General features: G+C 54.5%; 13 protein-coding genes and 1 riboswitch. Of the genes, 12 read left to right on the top strand and 1 reads right to left on the bottom strand.

Features of this window, described 5'->3' with window-relative positions; translation table 11 throughout:
• Nucleotides 1–157 precede the first annotated feature (157 nt).
• The 8 genes from M3G15_RS07735 (at nucleotide 158) to M3G15_RS07700 (ending at nucleotide 7,885) form a co-directional block, all read left to right on the top strand.
• On the top strand, nucleotides 158–1,132 hold the full coding sequence (locus M3G15_RS07735) for a metal ABC transporter solute-binding protein, Zn/Mn family (protein ID WP_009224755.1): 975 nt from the start codon (nucleotides 158–160) through the stop codon (nucleotides 1,130–1,132).
• 21 nt (nucleotides 1,133–1,153) lie between these two features.
• Nucleotides 1,154–1,912, top strand: a complete 759-nt coding sequence (locus M3G15_RS07730) for a metal ABC transporter ATP-binding protein (RefSeq protein WP_009224756.1) — start codon at nucleotides 1,154–1,156, stop codon at nucleotides 1,910–1,912.
• A gap of 4 nt (nucleotides 1,913–1,916) precedes the next feature.
• A complete protein-coding gene (locus tag M3G15_RS07725) occupies nucleotides 1,917–2,879 on the top strand; it encodes a metal ABC transporter permease (protein ID WP_260070551.1) in 963 nt (320 codons plus the stop codon).
• A 1-nt stretch (nucleotide 2,880) separates the two neighbouring features.
• The gene (locus tag M3G15_RS07720) at nucleotides 2,881–3,774 is read left to right on the top strand and encodes a metal ABC transporter permease (protein WP_009224758.1); all 894 of its coding nucleotides are present in this window, start codon (nucleotides 2,881–2,883) and stop codon (nucleotides 3,772–3,774) included.
• Between the two features lie 202 nt (nucleotides 3,775–3,976).
• Nucleotides 3,977–4,783 carry a prohibitin family protein gene (locus M3G15_RS07715; RefSeq protein WP_260070574.1) on the top strand — a complete coding sequence of 269 codons (807 nt, stop codon included), beginning with the start codon at nucleotides 3,977–3,979 and terminating at the stop codon, nucleotides 4,781–4,783.
• 173 nt (nucleotides 4,784–4,956) lie between these two features.
• On the top strand, nucleotides 4,957–5,700 hold the full coding sequence (locus tag M3G15_RS07710) for a Cof-type HAD-IIB family hydrolase (RefSeq protein ID WP_036645010.1): 744 nt from the start codon (nucleotides 4,957–4,959) through the stop codon (nucleotides 5,698–5,700).
• Between the two features lie 10 nt (nucleotides 5,701–5,710).
• Complete coding sequence (locus M3G15_RS07705; protein ID WP_036645012.1) at nucleotides 5,711–6,196, top strand: DUF456 domain-containing protein; 486 nt, start codon at nucleotides 5,711–5,713, stop codon at nucleotides 6,194–6,196.
• 51 nt (nucleotides 6,197–6,247) lie between these two features.
• Entirely contained in the window at nucleotides 6,248–7,885 is a 1,638-nt protein-coding gene (locus M3G15_RS07700) for a putative polysaccharide biosynthesis protein (RefSeq protein ID WP_260070550.1), read from the top strand.
• Nucleotides 7,886–8,796: 911 nt separating this feature from the next.
• Here the strand turns inward: M3G15_RS07700 and M3G15_RS07695 are convergent.
• Nucleotides 8,797–10,095 (bottom strand): DUF2515 domain-containing protein, encoded by a 1,299-nt coding sequence (locus M3G15_RS07695; RefSeq protein ID WP_260070549.1) that lies wholly within the window; start codon nucleotides 10,093–10,095, stop codon nucleotides 8,797–8,799.
• Nucleotides 10,096–10,242: 147 nt separating this feature from the next.
• On the opposite strand from M3G15_RS07695, the gene M3G15_RS07690 reads away from it, so the two are divergent.
• From M3G15_RS07690 to M3G15_RS07675, 4 genes are all read left to right on the top strand, one after another.
• Nucleotides 10,243–10,611 carry a thioredoxin family protein gene (locus M3G15_RS07690; RefSeq protein ID WP_260070548.1) on the top strand — a complete coding sequence of 123 codons (369 nt, stop codon included), beginning with the start codon at nucleotides 10,243–10,245 and terminating at the stop codon, nucleotides 10,609–10,611.
• 148 nt (nucleotides 10,612–10,759) lie between these two features.
• Nucleotides 10,760–11,755, top strand: a complete 996-nt coding sequence (locus tag M3G15_RS07685) for a COX15/CtaA family protein (RefSeq protein ID WP_260070547.1) — start codon at nucleotides 10,760–10,762, stop codon at nucleotides 11,753–11,755.
• A gap of 174 nt (nucleotides 11,756–11,929) precedes the next feature.
• Complete coding sequence (locus tag M3G15_RS07680) at nucleotides 11,930–13,696, top strand: UbiD family decarboxylase (RefSeq protein ID WP_260070546.1); 1,767 nt, start codon at nucleotides 11,930–11,932, stop codon at nucleotides 13,694–13,696.
• Nucleotides 13,697–13,710: 14 nt separating this feature from the next.
• Nucleotides 13,711–14,427, top strand: coding sequence for a Cthe_2314 family HEPN domain-containing protein (locus tag M3G15_RS07675; RefSeq protein ID WP_009224767.1), 717 nt, complete (start codon nucleotides 13,711–13,713; stop codon nucleotides 14,425–14,427).
• A gap of 127 nt (nucleotides 14,428–14,554) precedes the next feature.
• Nucleotides 14,555–14,712, top strand: a riboswitch (SAM riboswitch).
• Nucleotides 14,713–14,838 lie beyond the last annotated feature (126 nt).

The raw sequence follows: 14,838 nt of genomic DNA, 5'->3' as shown, positions 1-14,838 counted from the left end.
TTTTTGTTTCGGAGGAAATTCCTCTTGCTTTTTGGGAATCTTTTGATTAAAATTTGCCCTAAGGAAACTTTTTTATATAAATAAAACAAAAAGAGATCAAGTAAACAAGTATTCACTTGTACAACATTAGGTAAAGTTCGAGGAGAGGAGAAGCGTAATGGACGAAATGAGGATTAAGAAAAGCCCGTTTGAAAGGGCTAAAATGACGCTGGGCGTGTTGGCGTTAATCGTATTGGCGGCTTGTTCCAAAGTAGAGGGTCAGGCGGATCATGTTCGCGCATCGGCTAATGATTCGCCAGTCAAGGTGGTGGCTACGATCGGAATGATCACAGATGTCGTTCAGGAGGTTGGCGGCGAGCAGGTCGAGGTCACCGGTCTGATGGGCCCAGGAGTGGACCCGCATTTATACAAGGCATCGCAGGGGGATATCGAGAAGCTGGATAAGGCGGAGGTTGTTTTTTACGGCGGTTTGCATCTGGAAGGGAAAATGACGGAGATTTTTGAGAAATTGGAGCAGAAGAAGCGGACCGTGGCGGTGTCGAAGGACATTGATCCGAGCGAATTGCGCTCCGGTGCGGATGCCGGGGGCACGCAGTACGATCCGCATATCTGGTTTAACGTCCGGCATTGGATAACAGCGACCCAAACGATTCGCGACACGCTGTCGGCCTATGATCCAGACCATGCGGACGTCTACCGGAAGAACGCCGAGGCGTATATCGCCGAATTGGAGAAGCTGGATGCGGAAGTGAAGGAGCGGATCGCTGAAATTCCCGAGCAGGACCGGGTGCTGGTTACGGCCCATGATGCGTTTGGTTACTTCGGAGATGCCTACGGCATCCAAGTGATGGGCCTGCAGGGGATCAGTACGGCGGCGGAATACGGATCAAAGGATGTCGCCAAGCTCCGGGACTTCCTGGTTGAGAACAAGATCAAAGCTGTATTCGTTGAATCGAGCATTCCGACCAAATCGATGGAAGCGGTGATTGCCGGAGCTGCAGAGCTGGGGCATACGGTGAAAATTGGCGGTGAGCTGTATTCCGACTCGCTGGGTGAACCAGGCTCAGAAGCGGACACCTACATCGAGATGGTCCGTCATAATGTCAACACGATCGTTGAGGCATTGAAATAACTCAAGGAAGGGTGATCCGATATGAATGTTTATCCGCTTGAAGTCAACCGATTAACCGTCGCTTATCAGAAAAAGCCGGTGTTAAGATCGGTCTCTTTTCACATCCCGGAGGGGCAGTTGATTGGGATTCTGGGTCCCAACGGAGCGGGGAAATCCACGCTGCTCAAAGCCGTACTGGGGTTGCTTCCGACCCTGGACGGTGAAGTTCGCATCTATGGCAAATCCTATCGGGAGCAGCGCAAATTGATCGGCTATGTGCCGCAGCGCGAATCGGTGGATTGGGATTTCCCAACCCATGCGCTGGATGTCGTGATGATGGGCCGTTACGGCCAGCTTGGCTGGTTTCGCCGCCCCGGAGCGAAGGAACGGCAAATCGCGCTGGAGTGTCTGGCGAAGGTAGGGATGGCGGAGTATGCCGGGCGTCAGATCAGCCAGTTATCCGGCGGTCAGCAGCAACGGGTGTTTCTGGCCCGGGCTTTGGCACAAAACGCGCAGGTGTATTTTATGGATGAACCGTTTGCCGGTGTCGATGCCACCACGGAAAAAGCGATCATTGCCCTGCTGCACGAATTAAAGGAGCAAGGGAAAACGGTGCTGGTGGTGCATCACGATTTATCCACGGTGAAGGAATATTTTGATCACGTGCTGCTGCTGAACGGTGAATTGATTGATGCCGGACCTACCGGGGAGACGTTTACACCGGAAAATTTGCACAAGACCTACGGCGGGAAGATTGCCATGCTGGCCGATTTCGGCGCGGTGCCTGCGGGGACGGTGTGATGCGATGCTAACGACATTATGGCAATGGATAACGGATCCGAACCTGCAATGGATCTTAATGGGATCTTTGTTGCTCGGCTTGGGCAGCGGCGTTATCGGCTCTTTCACTTATCTTCGCAAGCAAAGCTTGCTTGGGGATGCGTTAGCGCATGCCGCGCTGCCGGGGATTTGCATCGCCTTTATGCTAAGCGGTGTCAAATCGGTGGGCCTGTTTATGCTTGGGGCCATCCTCGCCGGGATGGCGGCGACGTTTGGCATCTCTGCCATTACCCGCTACACGCGGATCAAGCAGGACGCGGCGCTTGGAATCGTATTGTCGGTGTTCTTTGGCATCGGCATCGTGCTGCTGACCCAGATCCAGCACAGCGGCAACGGGAACCAAAGCGGGCTCGACAAATACATGTTTGGCCAGGCGGCTTCGATGATGCTGGCTGACGTTTACTTGATGGGTGCGGTGTCCGTGCTGCTGATTGCGATATGCGCACTGCTCTTTAAGGAGTTGAAGCTGGTGAGCTTTGATCCCGGCTTTGCGAGGGGCATGGGGCTTAACGTGGCCTTCCTTGAGCAGTTGCTGTTGCTGATGACCGTGGTGGCGGTTGTCGTGGGCATTCAAGCCGTGGGTGTCGTGCTGGTAGCCGCCTTATTAATCACCCCGGCGGTTGCTGCGCGGTACTGGACCGACGCGCTGGGTGTGATGGTCGTGCTGGCCGGCGCTTTCGGAGCGCTGTCAGGGGTCACCGGTACGCTGATCAGCTCCACTTTGTCGAACCTGCCGACTGGGCCGGTGACAGTGTTAGCGGCGACCGCCTTGTTTTTCGTCTCCGCCGTGTTTGCGCCAAATCGGGGGCTGCTGGCCAAGTGGATACGCCGCTGGCGCAGCCGCAGCGAAATACAGCAACCGATGGAGCTGGCGATGATCCGGCAGGCTGGAAACACGGTGAATGCAGCCGAGAGGGGAGCGGAATAACATGGCCGATTTTTGGATTATTTTGACCGGCACGCTGGTCGCGGCGACGTGTGGAATTTTGGGTTGCTTTTTGGTATTGCGAAAAATGGCCATGGTCGGGGATGCCATCAGCCACTCCGTGCTGCCTGGCATCGCCATCGCGTTTCTGATCAGCAGCTCGCGGGACTCCTTACTGATGCTGATTGGGGCCGCCGTGCTGGGGCTGATCACCGTGTTCCTGATCCAGGCGCTGCAGCAAAGCGGCCTGCAATCCGATGCCTCAATCGGCATCGTGTTTACGGCGCTGTTCGCCGTTGGTGTGATCCTGATCAGCCGGAACGCTTCGCATATTGACCTGGACCTGGATTGCGTGTTGTTCGGCGAAATCGCCTATGTCCAATGGGACACCTGGATTTGGAACGGCTACGATATGGGGCCGGTTGCCGTCTGGATGCTGGGCGGGACGCTGCTTATCGTGCTCGCGGCCATCCTGCTCTTCTACAAGCAGTTTAAGCTATGTGCCTTTGATCCCGCGTTAGCGGCTGCAGTCGGCATCCCGGTTGCGTTGTTCCACTATCTGCTGATGGGGCTCGTATCGCTGTCGACGGTGGCTTCTTTTGAGAGCGTAGGGGCGATCCTGGTCGTCGGCATGTTGATTATCCCGGCCTCGGCAGCTTATCTGCTGACCGATCGGTTGAGTGTAATGCTCGGTTACAGCGTGCTGATCGGGGCGATAAGCGCAGCCGGCGGTTACTATGCGGCCAAATGGCTGGACGCTTCCATCGCCGGCTCAATGGTAACGGTAGCCGGGATGTTGTTCCTGCTGGCGTTGCTCTTTTCGCCGAAGCATGGTTTGATCGCCCGGTTCGGGAAGAAGCACCGGAAACGCGATGGGCTGCATTCTGCGGCGGTTTAAGGCAGCGGAACCGTATTCGATGAACGTAGAAGACGATGGTTAACATGAATCCGACACACTTTTGTCAAGTTTTTGCCACCAAGCGACGGCCTTCTCCGTATTACTTATTAAAGTTAGCCGGTCAATCGGTCCGGCTAGACCACATATTAAGGGGAGAGGGATTCATATGGAGACAGGTACGCAGCAGCAAACAAAGAGGAATATGTCCGTGGGGAAATGGATTTCTACGGCCATCATCGTCATCGTCGTCCTGATCGTCGGATCCAACAGTTATGCGCAGGTCGAATACGGTCATGTCGGCTTGTACAAAACGTTCGGGAAGTTAAACGATAATATTTTGGCTCCGGGCATGCATTTCAAAATACCGTTTGTTCAAACCGTCATTCAGGTGAATACGCAGGTTACCAAAACGGAAACGGACACGACCGCATCATCCAAGGACCTGCAGCCGGTTTCGACGCATGTTGCCGTCAACTATTCGGTGAACAAGGATTCGGCCTACAATCTGATGAACAATATCGGCGGCAATTACGATACGGTCATCATTAACCCGGCTGTGCAGGAAATCGTCAAAGAGGTGACGGCACGGTACCAAGCCGAGGATTTGATCGCCAAGCGCGATGTGGTTGCCGGGGAGATTAGCGAGCATTTAACTTCCCGTTTGGCCAAATATGACTTGATCGTTAACGAAATTAACATCGTCAACTTTAAGTTCTCCGACGCGTTTAACCAATCGATCGAAGCGAAGCAGGTTGCTCAGCAGCAGGCGCTGAAAGCGAGCAACGACCTGAAGCGGATTCAGATTGAAGCGCAGCAGAAGATCGCTCAGGCCGAAGCCGAGGCAGAAGCGCTGAAGCTGAAGAAGCAGGAGGTTACGCCGGAGCTGGTACAGCTGAAGCAGATCGAAGTGCAGGAGAAGGCGCTGGAAAAATGGGATGGCAAGCTCCCGCAAGTCACGGGCGGCGCCACACCTTTCATCGATATCGAGTCGTTGACCAGCCAACGCTAATCTGAGAGTTTTGAGTGGAGCGAAGCCGCCTGATGGGCGGCTTTTATCATGGCTTATGAACTACTTGGCCTTATGTTCACTAAGCTTTGTCGGAGTACGGGATTATGATAAAATGGCGATATGCTGTTTAGAGAGTCAAGAACTTCTTTGGGGATGGGGGGAGCTGTCTGTTGTTGAAATATAAACTGTTGGCGCTCGATATGGATGGAACTTTGCTGAACGACGAACTACAAATTTCGCCGGAGACGGAACGATGGATTCGGAAGGCGGCGGCGGCCGGGGTCCACGTCTGCTTGTCGACAGGACGCGGCTATCGGGAGGCGGTTCCGTATGGCGATCAGCTTGACCTTGGAACGCCGATGATTACGGTAAATGGAAGCGAAGTGTGGAAGTCGCCGCATGAGTTGTACCGTCGGGTGCTGCTTGATCGATCACTCGTTTCACGAATGTACGACATTTCCCGGGAAAAGAATGTCTGGTTCTGGGCCTACGCCGTGGAAGGCAATTATAACGAAGGAAACTGGCAACCGGAATTATTGGAACGGAATCATTGGATGAAGTTTGGTTATTTTACCGAGGATGATGAGGTGAGGGGAGAGATTTTACGGCAGCTGCAAGAGATGGGCGGACTTGAAATCACGAATTCATCCCCGCACAATTTGGAGATCAATCCGAAAGGGATCAGCAAGGCCAGCGGCATTCAGACGGTTTGCGGACTGCTTGGACTGGAGATGTCCGAAGTCGTCGCGATCGGAGACAGCTTAAATGACTTGGCTGCGATTGAAGCCGCGGGTCTGGGGGTTGCGATGGGGAACGCCCAGGAGGCCGTGAAGGAGAAGGCCGATGTCGTGACCACGTCGAATAATGAAGATGGCATTGCCTGGATTATTCGGGATTATATTTTGACAGGGGTGTGAGAAAATGGCGCTGTCCGTGATTGGCTGGATTTTGGTGATTGCCCTGTTTGCCGTGGGGATGGCCGGAGCGGTGTATCCCGTATTGCCTGGGGTGCTCGCCATCTATTTTGCCTTTTTTGTGTACGGATGGTTTTTCTCGTTTGAGTCGTTTGGCCCCTTCTTCTGGATTCTACAAACGTTGATCGTGGTCGCGCTGATGGTGGCGGATTATGCGGTCGGGGCTTGGGGCGTCAAAAAATTCGGCGGCAGCAAGCTGTCCGTCTGGCTTAGCACGATCGGCATTATCATCGGTCCGTTTGTTATTCCGGCTTTTGGTCTGGTACTAGGGCCGTTGCTGGGTGCAATGATCGGGGAATTGATTAAGGGCGAGTCGCTCACCAAATCGTTTAAAGTGGGCATTGGTTCCGTCGTTGGCTTGTTTAGCAGCATGGTGGTCAAGGTGATTTTGCAACTGGTGATGATCATCGTGTTTATCATTTGGATCGTTGCATTTTAGTTTTCATTCTAGTTAGCACTTATATGGATTGCGGGAAAGAAGGAATTGCTTTTGTCCAAGAAGGAATCGTTTATTAAAGGCACGTTAATTTTGGCGGGAGCCGCGCTGATCGCAAGGGTGCTTGGCTTGTTCCAGCGCGTTCCGTTGGAGCACATCCTTGGAGATATCGGGAACGCGTCGTATTCGCAAGCGAATGCGGCGTATTTCATGCTGTTAACTTTAGCAACGGCGGGGATCCCGAGTACGCTGAGCAAAATGGTGTCGGAGCGGCACGCGCTGAACCGGCCGGAGGAGGCGCGGCGCGTGTACCAGGCGGCGCTGCTCTTTGCCGGTGTGGCGGGCTTGGTGATGTTCGTGCTGCTGTATGCCTTGGCGCCCTATTATGCGGAAGCTTCCGGCGTTCCGGAATCGGTGGTGGCCATTCGCGCTCTGGCGCCGGCCTTGCTGCTGTTTCCGCTGATCGCTATGATCCGAGGTTACTTGCAAGGTCGGAATATCATGATCGCCGGGGGGGTTTCACAGGTCATCGAGCAGATCGTGCGGGTGGCGGCCGGCATTATTTTGGCGTTCGTGTTGTTCCACTGGGGCTATTCGGGCGAAAAGATCGCGGCCGGCGCGACATTTGGCGCGGTGCTTGGCGGAGTTGCGGCGCTGATTGTGATGCTCGTGTACAGCTTGAAGTTGAAGCGGAAGGACCAGGCCGAGGGGCAAGGGAAGCCGCGAGGTGAAGCCGCTCGTCTGTCGTTTAAGCGAATTTACGCGGAAATCCTTAAGCTGTCGATTCCGATCGTGCTTACCGCGCTGGCGGTGCCGGCGGTTAACTTTATCGACAACTCGATCCTGAAGCCGCTGCTCTCCGGGCAAATCGGCTCTGGACAAGCCACCTACATCCTCGGGATCCTCGGGAACCGGGCGCAGATGATCGCGGGGATTCCGCCGATTCTGGCGATTGCGCTGAGCCAATCGCTGGTGCCGGTCATTTCCGCAGCTTACGCGCGGAAGGATCAGGAACATTTGCAGCGCCAAGTCACCTTGGCCATGCGGGTCGCGGTGTTGAGCGGGATGCCGATCATTCTGGCGCTGGGCACGGCGGCGTATTCGGTGAACGGGTTACTGTTCAGTACCCGGGACGGCAGCAGCATCGTCGCGTTGCTGACGTTTGCAACGATTTTTCAAATTACGATGATGACGAGTAACTCGATTCTGCTGGGGGTAGGCAAAGCCAACTTGTCGATGGTGCACGTGGCGATCGGGATACTCGTCAAGCTGGCAGCCAGTTATCTGTTTGCGCAGTTCTGGGGGATTTATGGCATCATTATCGCCACCGGGCTCTGCTTCTTCGTCATCACGCTGCTAAATGTTCGGGCGATGAAGCAAATCGTACCGTTTTCTTTGATGGGCAGCCGCTGGGGCGGTTTCCTGGTTACCGTCGTGGTTTTGTCCGGTGTAGGCTACGGCCTGAACCAGGCCGGCATTCAAATGGTCGACCTGATGCCAGCGCGGGTTGCCTTCTTCCTGACCTGCTGCATCGTTGGCGTGGCAGTAGTCGCACTTTACCCAGTGCTGCTCATCCTGCTGCGCGTCGTCCGGAAGGACGAGCTGGCCAGCTACCCAGCCCCCCTCCGCAAAATCCTCTCCCCGCTCATGCGCCTGCAACGCAGCGGCCGCCAAGGCCGTCAAGCGGGCTAACTACAAAAGCAAGAAGCAAAACTCAGCGACTAGCGGATGCATGACTGTGTGCCCGTTAGTCGCTTTTTTTACGCGATGATCCCTTTTTGGTCAGAGAGGTAAAGTTGTGGGGGAGGCATGCTTTTCTATGCAGCTTTTGCATGATTATCCCGTTGGATCAGGAAGTAGGAGTGTGAGAGGAATACCATTCGTATGTAGTGGGGTGGGTGGCTGGACGGCTGGGAGACGGGCAAAGCACATGGCTAGAAGGGGATGTCGCGTGAGCGCTTTTACACCATTATCCCTTTTGGTCATGGACGGCAGTGTGCGAGTGGATATGCTTTACTTATTACTTACAGAATGAAACAGCTGGAATCAGGAGAGCCGCAGATCGTTTGGGTAACCGCGGTCGTAAGGGTGTACGTCGGGGCGCCTTTTACACCTTTATCCCCTTCGCTCAGGGAGGCTGGAAGTTAAGGTTACGCATCATTCCGATTATGCGGGGCAGTTTCGAGGGAGATTAGCATTGAGTAAGGAACATACTCATCAAGTTCGGTCACTCGCTGGTTGATTAAGAGGGATAATCGTGCAAAAGGAGCTGGCAGACAAGCTTCGTTGGGGGCTGGTGTAGAGGTTGTGACTCGCTGGCTGATTAAAAGGAATAATGATGCAAAAAGGGGGCTAGTGAAGAAGGAAGAGGGAAGAGGGGTTCGGTGATGGGGAAGTGTGATTTCACTTCGATTGTTTTTCGGTCGTCTGACTATACGGGATAATAGTGAAAAGAAGCTGCCAGAGTAGGCTCCACGGGGGTAGCGGAGAGCAGAGGAGGGAGCGGGCGACAGAAGCTAACGAGGGAACCCGCGATAGACCGGAGCGAGTGGCGGAAGCTAAGCGGGGCGGGGGAAGGCGACACATCAACCCGCCCCGGACGGTCAATGCTCCTCCACCGCATCGTGCACAAATGCGGTGGTGAGGATGCCGTTCCTGTGCGAGCGGCTGATGTCGCACAGGAACGGCGCTTTTGGCGCGCTGATGTCGTCCAGCGCGCGGGTGTCTTTGAGCCAATCCTCTCGGGAGATTGGCTCATAGGCGGTGTCGCCCCAAGCGCTGAGCAGCTTGGGGCTGTAGAGACGCTGGCCCGGCGGCAGCGTCTCCTGGGCGAGAAGCTCTGACCCCTGTACCTTGGCGGTCAGAGCTTCTTCTAAATTGGCCGTGAACAGTTCCGGCCAATAGTCCGCCCGCGAGCCGCTGTGCGGCACGCTCGCGGCGAAGCGCTCCGCGCCGCTGCGCACGGCGCGGTAGCCCATCAGCATCGCGTACAGGCTCTTGCCTAACGCGATGCGGGCCTGCAGGCTGCCGAAGTCGGAGACGGTGCGCCCCGCAAGGCGGCGCATTTTACCCCCGGCAGCCCCGTCCACTCCCGCCGCTTCGCTCAGCGGGAACACCACCTGGTTTAATCCAGCCAGGCTGAACAGGCGGAAGTTCATTTTTTCCGTGACATGCTTCTGGAAGTAAGGATGGCGCACCACGCGTTTCTCAATATAATTCTGCTCGTTGATGATGAGTCCGACGGTCAGCAAGGCGCTGCTGCGGTCGATCCAAAACCGCTCCCAAAACGGCCGCATAAAACGGGAAACGTGAAAATACGGCAGCAAGTGGAACCGGCTGGCTCCGAACTCCCGGCTAATCATGTACAGTCTAAGCTGCGGATAAGCGTCCTGAAAAATCAGGGCGTTGCAACGTTCCAGAAACCGATACGTGAGCCGTTTCTCTTCGGCATCAATCACATCAGCCATTCGGCTGCTGTGCAGGTCTGTCATGTTCCAGCCGGCGTTTCGCGAGACCATATGCGCGAGGAAAGCCCAGTGCAGCTCCGGGCAAGCTTGATAGCAGGCGAGATAAGCCGCCGTCCGGCTGATGTTGTTCGCACCGGCCAAACGGGTTTCCTCAGCGATTGCTTCGGCCAACTGCAAATCCTCGGCGCTGTAATCTTCACCTGCTGACGCCGTCCGAGCGGCCGCAGTGCGCCGCAGCAACTCCTCGATCTCGCTGATGACCGTACGGGCGGCCGCTTCGTTCCAGCCCAAATCAACCGTCTCTTTCCGCAATTCAGAAGAATCGGAAAGCACGGCGGTTTTGTTTTTGAGCATGGTTGAGATTGCGGCGGGCAGGCTGGACATCCATCTTCTCAGGTTGACAGCCTTCCCATTGTCTTGGCGGTGGTCCCCCATGGATTCCGCCTCCCTTCTACCTTAGATCGAGCGTCCGAATATTTGGCGGCCGGCTAGGCATAATACGATCTAGTATGTCCAAAAAGATTGACTTCCACTCCCGCTTCTGGTTGACTAGAAGTATCCTGATGAAAGGAAGGATCATCCATGAAAAAAATTACGTCCCCCGCGGAATTTCAAGTCAGCATTCAATCCAGCAACTTAATCGTAGCGGTCTTTAAAGCCGACTGGTGCTCGGATTGTAAATTCATAGATCCGTTTATGCCTGAGGTTGAGGCGAAATACGAAGGTCGACTGACGTTGATTGAGGTCGATGTGGACCAAGTTGGCGAGGTCAGCCAGGAGCAAAACATTCTCGGTATCCCCAGCTTTGTCGCCTATACCGACGGCCGCGAGCTGGTTCGGTTCGTGAACAAACTCCGCAAATCCCGTGAGGAAATTGAGGATTTCCTGAACAAGGCGTTGGATGTGTATCATACGCTCCATGACACGCCGGAAACCCGGGATACGTTATAATCCAAAAATCAAACGCCATTATATTCATCACACCGCCGCAGGGAAATCCCTTGCGGCGGTGTCGATTTTTCAACATTTTCTATGAAAGTGGTTACTTGATCGGTTATAATGAAAAGGATTAGCGATTAACTTAAAGGTGTGAACCGTTTTGCATACGAAATCTTTAAAATGGCTCAGTTACGCCTCTTGTTTTGTCATGTTCCTGGCGACGCTTGGGGGCAGCGTTGTGACCAAAACGGAATCAGGACTCGGCTGCGGCAATGATTGGCCGCTCTGTCACGGGAAGTTTGTCCCGGCTCATACGCTCGCTTCCATGATCGAATATTCTCACCGGGCAGTCAGCGGGGCGGCCGGTTTGTTTTCTTTGGCGGCGTTTGTCGCGTTTTGGATGTATCGGAAGAACCGCAAGGATCTGCAGTTGTATTCCTTGATGGCCTTAGTTTTTGTCATGGTGCAGGCCGTGATGGGAGCGATGGCGGTCATTTACCCGACGTCGTCCGCCGTTATGGCGCTGCATTTCGGGTTCTCGTTGATCGCATTCGCCAGCTCGATCATGCTGGTTCTAGGCGTTCGCGAGGAAGAACGCGGACAAGCTGACCGCAGCGCGGGGCGCCGTCCGCAGGACCCTATGCGCCCATCTGGCTCGGCAGTCCGCGTGTCTAAAGCGTTCCGCAATCTGACCTGGTTTGCGACGGGCTATACGTATATCGTCGTTTATCTCGGTGCCTATGTCAGCCATACGGACTCGGCGGGCGGATGCAGCGGCTGGCCGCTATGTAACGGTCAGCTCATTCCCGGATTATCCGGCGGAGAAGGGATCGCCTTTATTCACCGGGTTGCGGCCGCTCTGTTGCTGGTCGTGATCGCAACGGTTGGCCATTTTGCCTTCCGCAAGCATCCGGAACTGCCGGACATCCGCAAGCTGGGCGTTGCTGCAACGGTGCTGGTGATCGTTCAAGTGTTGACCGGGGCGACCATCGCGCTGACGTTAAACAATTACCACGTTTATCTCTTCGCTTCGCTGGCCCATATTATCGTGTTGGCCTCCTTGTTTGGGGTCTTGTGCTATTTAAGCGTCCGAGCCTGGCAGTTGAGCCGAACAGCCAAGGAGGCACAGGCTGCGCCGGCTGACAAAGCCGTTTAACTGGCACTTCTTGACGTCCGGCTTCGGCGTGACTTCCGCGATTACGTCGGGATTGTCATGAATCTGTAGAATGACAGGGCCTCCCGAGGAGTGTGAGGTAAGGTATACTTTTGTCTATAGTGTAAAGTGATGCAACGATCGGGTGATGACCCGGTCTTTTAGGAGGATCAGGAGATGAGCTACAAGAACCTGCGTCAATGGATCGATGCACTGCAAAAAGAAAACGACCTGGCGATCATCGATGTGCCGGTTGATCCTTACCTGGAGTTGGCCGAAATTCACCGGCGGGTCATTGACGACGGCGGCCCGGCTTTGCTGTTTACCAATGTCAAAGGTACGCCTTTCCCCGTGGCAACGAATCTGTTCGGAACGCCTCGCCGGGTGGAGATGGCCTTTGGTCCCCGGCCTGAACAGCTTGCTAACCAACTGGTTGACGCGATACATAAACTGCTGCCGCCGACACCTAAAGCGATTTGGAATGAGCGCGGGCTAATCCGCGACGTACTGAAGGTCGGCATGAGAACGGTATCCAAAAAAGACGCCCCCATTCTGGACGTCTGCCGAACGGAAGCGCCGCTGAAGGACCTGCCGAAGGTGACCAGCTGGCAGAAGGACGGTGGCCCGTTTATTACACTGCCGCTTGTATATACGGAAAATCCGCTGCAGCCAAAAGAAAACAATCTGGGGATGTACCGGATCCAATTGTATGATGACCAAACTACCGGCGTGCACTGGCAAATCCAAAAAGGCGGAGGGTTCCACTACCATGAGGCGGAGAAACGCGGCGAGCCGTTGCCGGTATCCGTGTTCCTGGGCGGACCTCCAGCCATGATCGCCTCGGCGATCTCGCCGGTGCCTGAGCATCTGTCCGAGCTGCTGGTCGCTTCCTTCATTCTCGGCGAGAAGCTGCCGATGGCTGAAAACCCGCTGGGCGGCCACCGCATTCCGGCCGAATCGGAATTCGCCATCTTTGGGCTGGTGCCTCCGCATGAACGCCGACTCGAAGGTCCCTTCGGCGACCACTTTGGATATTATTCCTTGCAGCATGAATTCCCGGTGCTGCACGTCGGACATATGTGGCATCGGAAGGATGCCATCTACCCGGCGACGATCGTCGGTAAACCGCGTCAGGAGGATTATTATCTAGGCGATTTCCTGCAAAAGCTGCTGTCGCCAGCCTTCCCGATCGTAATGCCGAATGTGCGCTCGCTATGGACGTATGCGGAGAGCGGGTTCCATGCGCTGAGCTCGGCGGTCGTCCGTGAGAGCTATTCCCGCGAAGCGCTGGTGTCCGCCTTCCGCATTCTGGGTGAAGGCCAGCTCTCGCTGACCAAATTCCTCATGCTGACGGACAAGCTGATTGATCTCGCAGATTTCCGTCTGCTGCTGAAGACGGTGCTGGAACGTTTTGATCCGCGCACGGATCTGTTCATTCTAAACAACACCTCGCATGATACGCTGGATTATACCGGCCATAAGCTGAACCACGGCAGTAAGGCGATTCTGATCGGCGTAGGCGAGCCGATGCGCGAGCTGCCCCGGGCGTACGAAGAAGGTGAAATCGCGGAAATCGATGCGATCCAAGTTTTTCATGACGGATGTCTTGTCGTTTCTGGTGCATCCTATGAGGACGAGCCGGAGCTTGCTGAGCGTCTGCTGGGCCGTCTTCGCGAACGCGGGACCGCTTGGCCGCTTGTGGTATTGGTGGATAACGCCGAAGCGGCGGCCCATGATCAAACGGCGTTCCTGTGGACGGTGTTTACGCGGTTTAATCCGGCCAGCGACATTTACGCGGCTTCCGAGGTGCGTCAGCATCATCTGTCCTACAGTTTGCCGCTGGTCATTGATGCCCGCATGAAGCCGGGTTATCCGGATGAGCTGTTCCCGCAAGAGGATATCGTGTCCTTGGTGGATCAGCGTTGGAAATCCTACTTTCTGTGAAAAGGGGAATGCCTATGCTGCGAAGCTTGCTTGGGGAGCCGCCTCGCCAAAACGAGGGGCGGTTGGCCGAAACGATCAGCGCGATGACGCAGACCGTGAGACTGCTGCAGAAGGAAATCAAGGAGCATCAAGACCCTACGCATGATTTCCGCAAGCTGGAGATTTGGGTGCACGGCTTGATCACTTCGTTGGATGAGCTCGAACAATGCTTATATGCCGCCACCTTTTTTCGCAAAAAGGTACATACCGAATTCGTTGAAGACATGGATCCGGTTGAACGGGCGGATTATGCAAGATATGTGTATTTTTACAAGGACGGATTCATTCGCGTGTTCTCGGCGCTGGACAAGCTCGGCACGGTGCTCAATGAACTGTTTGATTTGAACACATCGAAGGTGAAGTCGCGTTTCTCTTATTTTACCGTGCTGCGCCAATTTGCTGCTTTGAAGACTCACACCGAGCTGGGGAATCGGTTGAACGCGATTAAAGAGACGTACCGGGAAGCGCTGGGCGTGTTGCGGCGCCGGAGAAATACGGAGATTCACTACATGAACTCGGAGATGAAGGACGACTTGTGGCAACGGCATCAAGCGTTGTTCGGAAAGGTCGCTCTGGAGGACTTGGATCAGCATATCCGTGAGCTTGAGCAGGGATACCAAATGGTTTGCGAAACCTATTTCACGGTTTTTGACTACATCAATCATAGATGGAAAAAAATTACGGCGATCTAACCCGATCGCCATTCTTATTTTTCCTCTTTACAAAACGAACAAAACTCATTATACTCATCAATAGTTTTACATGACAGGTTAACAACGATGTAATCTCGCAAATGACTCTTTTAATTTCATATTTTATTTCTTATCGAGAGAGGCGGAGGGAAAGGCCCGATGAAGCCCAGCAACCGATTCGCCCGTGAAATGATTTGCAGGATGTAGCGCACTCGTCACGGCGGAATGTCATGGTGCTAATTCCTTCAAAACCGATGTGATTTACTCGGTTTTGGCAGATGAGAAGGCATTGTCTTTACGTAAAGAGAGCCCTTTGAATCTGTTAGGGCTCTTTTTCTTTAAGATATCAGAAAGTATAAACTTCGGAGCATTGGCATCCTGATATCGCAAGACAAACTTCCGCTAAACGCG

It is taken from the genome of Paenibacillus sp. p3-SID1389 (genome assembly GCF_025151705.1).
Lineage (GTDB): Bacteria > Bacillota > Bacilli > Paenibacillales > Paenibacillaceae > Fontibacillus > Fontibacillus phoenicis.
This window is presented reverse-complemented; position numbering and strand designations above follow the sequence as displayed.